Source organism: Candidatus Cloacimonadota bacterium (genome assembly GCA_021734245.1).
GTDB lineage: Bacteria > Cloacimonadota > Cloacimonadia > Cloacimonadales > TCS61 > B137-G9.
Genome location: JAIPJH010000136.1, coordinates 1 through 5,214 on the forward strand (window position 1 = coordinate 1; position 5,214 = coordinate 5,214).

At 39.9% G+C, this 5,214-nt stretch carries 4 protein-coding genes; all 4 read right to left on the reverse strand.

What is annotated here, in order from left to right; genetic code table 11:
* Positions 1 to 1,430, reverse strand: a 1,430-nt coding sequence (locus tag K9N40_13070; GenBank protein MCF7815400.1) for a nucleotide sugar dehydrogenase, incomplete at its 3' end; no start/stop codon positions are given.
* Between the two features lie 532 nt (positions 1,431 to 1,962).
* Positions 1,963 to 3,501: a nucleotide sugar dehydrogenase gene (locus K9N40_13075; GenBank protein MCF7815401.1), complete on the reverse strand. Its 1,539-nt coding sequence runs from the start codon at positions 3,499 to 3,501 to the stop codon at positions 1,963 to 1,965.
* A 205-nt stretch (positions 3,502 to 3,706) separates the two neighbouring features.
* A complete protein-coding gene (locus K9N40_13080) occupies positions 3,707 to 4,798 on the reverse strand; it encodes an Ldh family oxidoreductase (GenBank protein ID MCF7815402.1) in 1,092 nt (363 codons plus the stop codon).
* A gap of 175 nt (positions 4,799 to 4,973) precedes the next feature.
* Positions 4,974 to 5,214: hypothetical protein (locus K9N40_13085; protein MCF7815403.1), on the reverse strand; the 241-nt coding region annotated here is incomplete at its 5' end.

Below are 5,214 nucleotides of genomic sequence, written 5' to 3' on the forward strand. Positions count from 1 at the left end.
GGTTTTTTACCACAGGTCTTAATCAGGTATTTTGGATCGATAGTTTTGTATTCTGAATGACCAACAGCAAAAACTACTACATCAGAGCCCGGCAGGATCTTATCCAGATCACTGAAGATATCTTCTGTTTCCAATTCTGCCCAGTATTCCACATACTGATCATGACATTTCACATCTGCCCATTCCTCACGTAGTAGACGTACTAAAGTATAGGATGGAGAATGACGTGTATCACCAACATCTTCCAGATAAGAAACACCAAGCACACTAACCTTTACATCTCTCAGTTCGGGAATTTCCTCTTTGATCAAATCAACGGTATGGGTTGGCATGGTATCATTTATATTTACTGAATTTACTGCAATAGCCAGACTATCATCAATCTCAAAAACATCTTTCATGGCCCAGTTGGCTAGCACCGGATCTTTAGTAAGGCAGTAACCTCCAACTCCCAGGCTGGGACGCAGCAGGTTGTCATGAGTACCTTTTCTTTTGCGGATGGCATCTCTTACTTTGAATAGATCCACTCCTATCTTTTCAGCAAATCTGGCCCATTCCAGGGTAAGAGCTATATTGGTGGCTCGATAGGAATTTTCCATAACCTTGGCCATTTCGGATGCATTGGTATTTTCCAGTTCTGTGAGTGGATAATTTTCCACATCCAGCACATTGCTGAGAAATTCTCGAGCCAGCTTTTTACTTTTGGCATTCACACCGGAAAATACACGCCAGAAATCACGAATAGAACTGACATATTTTGCGCCCGGCATCACGCGCTCATAAGAATGTGCAACTAAGGCAGGATTTTTATCTACATCGATACCACGTTTTTTTAATTCCTCTTCAATGATCGGTTTTACGATCCTTTCACTGGTTCCTGGAGGAACTGTAGTTTCTACCAGAACTAGGCATTCCGGTCGAATATGCTGTCCCAGAGTTCGCATGCCATCTCGAAAATGAGTAATATCACAATAACCTTTTTCTGCTTCTCCAAAGGCTGGTTTGGTAGCATCCAGTTGAATATCCACAACCACAATATCTGCCACTTCATAAGCGACATCGTGCCAAGTTGCCCGAAAATTCTGCTTCTGATTTACACAGCGTTCAAATAATTCCGGTACTTCCGGATCGGAAGAGCTGACAGGCGGTTCGCCAGTATTGATGACCGGAACTTTCCAGAAGGAGCGTTTGGAAGGTCTTTGATGTCCGTGTACATAATAAATCGGTTGTCCGTTTTCATCTGTAGCATCAGCGATCACGATGGCCATAACGCAGCCGACAAAGCCCATGCCCTGCACGGTGACAATTTTCCTTCCCAGCTTGCGCTGTTCTTCTGTTATGCGAATTATCTCTTCGCGTTCAAATTTTGATTCTTCCTGTGTTGGCAGCAGATATTCTGTACCATCCGGTGATAATGAAAAGTTTGGCATAAAAACTCCTTTTATATGCTTTAAATGGTTTTGGGTTTTAGGTATAAGGTATTTATCGTGAGAGAATAGATTGCTTCGCAGTAGATTGTTTGAGAGAAACACTCGCAATGACGGGAAAAAACCCCTCTGTCGACAAGTCGACTTCTCCCCTTTCCGGCTCCGTTCTACTACGCCGCGACAAGTCGAAGGGGAGCTTAAAAAGGATGATGAGAAAAAACATGCTCATGTTGATCCCGAAAGCTTCCGGGATCCTTGGCAAACGACGAAACATGAAGGTATCTTACTTACTTTTTCAAGGCACTCTTATGTCATACTGAGTGATCAATTTATTGCTCGTATCGAAGTATCAAGTATACGTCTTGTTTCACTTCTATTTTTACAATTCTTGTTCTTTCACGACCCTTCGATCCTTCAAGAAGCTCAGGACAGGTCACTCTGGGTGACAATTATTATTATTTCTTCCTTCGTCGATAGCCTTTGTAAGATTACCTCAGGATGACGGCATTATTTCTTATCTTCGTCATATTTCAGCTCATAGAGCTGAAATATGCCCCTTCCCTACTCCTTTCACGATGCAGCCCAGTTCTTTGAACTTCTTGATCTTATCATCGCACAGGAAGTTGGAACAATCAACTATGAGCGGTTTTTTACCACAGGTTTCTATCAGGTATTTTGGATCGATAGTTTTGTATTCTGAATGACCAACAGCAAAAATTACTACGTCAGAGCCCGGCAGAATTTTGTCCAGATCATTAAAGATATCTTCTGTTTCCAGTTCTGCCCAGTATTCCACATATTGATCATGGCATTTCACATCTGCCCATTCCTCACGTAGCAAACGAACTAAAGTATAAGATGGAGAATGTCTTGTATCACCTACATCTTCCAGATAAGAAACACCCAGAACAGATATTTTAACATCTCTCAGTTCCGGAATTTCCTCTTTGATCAAATCCACGGTATGGGTTGGCATGGTATCATTTATATTTACTGAATTTACTGCAATTGCCAGGCTATCATCAATCTCAAAAACATCTTTCATGGCCCAGTTGGCTAGAACAGGATCTTTAGTAAGACAATAACCTCCAACTCCCAGACTGGGTCGCAGCAAGTTGTCATGAGTACCTTTTCTTTTGCGGATAGCATCACGTACTTTGAACAGATCAACTCCGATTTTCTCAGCAAACCTGGCCCATTCCAGAGTTAAAGCAATATTTGTAGCGCGATAAGAATTTTCCATAACCTTAGCCATTTCAGAAGCATTGGTGTTTTCCAGTTCTGTAAGAGGATAATTTTCCACATTCAGTACATTGCTGAGAAATTCTCGAGCCAGCTGTTTGCTCATATCATTCACTCCGGAAAAAACCCGCCAGAAATCACGAATAGAGCTGACATATTTTGCTCCCGGCATCACCCTTTCGTAGGAATGAGCAACAAGAGCAGGATTTTTTTTAACATCTATTCCACGTTTAACGAATTCTTCTTCGATAATCGGTTTTACGATTCGTTCACTGGTTCCAGGAGGAACTGTAGTTTCTACCAGAACCAGACATTCCGGACGAATATGCTGTCCCAGAGTTCGCATGCCATCACGGAAATGTGTAATATCACAGTAACCCTTTTCAGCTTCGCCAAAAGCGGGTTTAGTGGCATCCAGTTGAATATCTACAACCACAACATCAGCAACTTCATAGGCTACATCGTGCCAAGTTGCTCTGAAATTATGCTTCTGATTTACACAGCGTTCAAATAATTCCGGTACTTCCGGATCGGAAGAACTTACAGGCGGCACTCCGGTATTAATGACAGGAACTTTCCAGAAAGAGCGTTTGGAAGGTCTTTGATGTCCATGAACATAATAAATCGGCTCTCCATTTTCGTCTGTAGCATCAGCTACCACAACAGCCATCACGCAGCCGACAAAGCCCATGCCCTGCACGGTTACAATCTTTCTTCCCAGTTTACGCTGTTCTTCCGTTATCCGCAGTACTTCTTCGCGTTCAAATTTTGATTCTTCCTGTGTTGGCAGCAGATATTCTGTACCATCCGGTGATAATGAAAAGTTAGGCATAAAGGCTCCTTTTATTTAATATAATTTGTACTGGGGTTTAGGTGCATGGTATTTGGTTTTTTTAAGTTAGATGAAAGAATGAGATTGTTTCGTCGCTATGATTCTCGCAAGGATACAATGAAATACGTCATGTTGAAGTAAACCCACGATTGTTTTGACGAAACATGAGACATTATCCTTCGTCAATCTTCTGTGAAAGAATTCCTCAGGATGACGGGAAACCAAACTCAATTTTCAAATCTTTGATCATCATTTCAAGATTTTTCTCAAGTTCATAATTTATCGGAATTCCTCTTTCTCGAACTTCCTGCTCTTTGAGATATTCCTTTTCTCCCGCAACAAATATTTTTGTTTTATCTTTTCTAATTTTACTATTTTGTATCTGTTTTAGAATATCAGTTGTGATCTCTTTAAAACGCTTGATTTCAATAAATTTCTCTATATCTATTGCCAGAAAGAAATGTCCAAGTTTATAGGGAACTCGCTTATCACCATCCCAACCATGAAGTCCATGCAGATATGAACCATTTTGCAGAGCAGCACAAAGAATTTCAACCATCACAACTAAGCCAAATCCTTTATGTCCACCTGACACCTCTTCTGTTCCACCTAAACCAACCAGAGCAGCTTTCTTGGCAATCAGGTCTACAAGAAGTTTTTGTGTATCTGTATAAGGTTTTCCCCCACTATCTATTGCCCATTCTTTGGGAGTAGATTTTCCTTCTCTTCCTAAAACTTCGATCTTACCTCTTTGGGTAATGGAAGTGGCAGCATCATAAATAAAGGAATATGGTAGATTGGTAGGACAACCGAAAGCTATGGGATTTGTACCCAGCATCGGACTTGTACCAAACAGAGGAGCAATAGAAGGTCGGGCATTGGTAAAAGTAATTCCAATCATATTCTTTTTTGCAGCTTGACGACAATAGTAACCACAGATTCCATAGTGTGTGGAATTACGAACTGCAACAATCCCAACACCAAATTCTGCAGCTTTATCCATCGCCTTGTTCATGGCTCTGTGACTTATCACATGGCCCATACCATGATTTCCATCCCAGACAGTTGTGGCTTTTTCATCTTTGACTACTTCAATCTTAGTATTAACATTCTGAATTCCAGCTTTGATGCGATCATAGTACATCTTAAGTCGTCCCACACCATGAGATTCAATGCCGCTCAAATCTGATGTGATTAAAACATCAGCACATATTTTTGCTTCAGATTTTGGTACTCCAAGTTTACAAAAAACCTGAACCATCAAGTTATAAATTTTTTCTACCGGAATGTATTTCATATTGTTCTTTTCCTTCTATACATTGCTTCGAATTAAATATAGTTAAAATTTCCATTTTTAATCTTATTTTAGTAATTAAGAAATAATTTTTCAAGAAATTGATCAAATCTATCTTTATGAATAATTAAGAAAAAAATCTATGTCTCGCTTGCTAAATGGAAATTTATGATTAGGATTAAAACCTATAAGTAAGATTCACATATAGTCCATCATAATTCGGTGCTATATTGATAATTGCTTTAGATGAAGATCTATCTTCTTTTTGTTTTGGAGTATCTAACCCAAGTTTCGGGAAAAAACATCCAAAACCACAAAAATAATGAGCTAAGTGCTTGAAAAATAGAACAAATTCTTCTGGAAATGGCGAAAAAGTGCCCAAAAAATATTTGTCAAGAAATGTGTTGACCGGCTGCGAT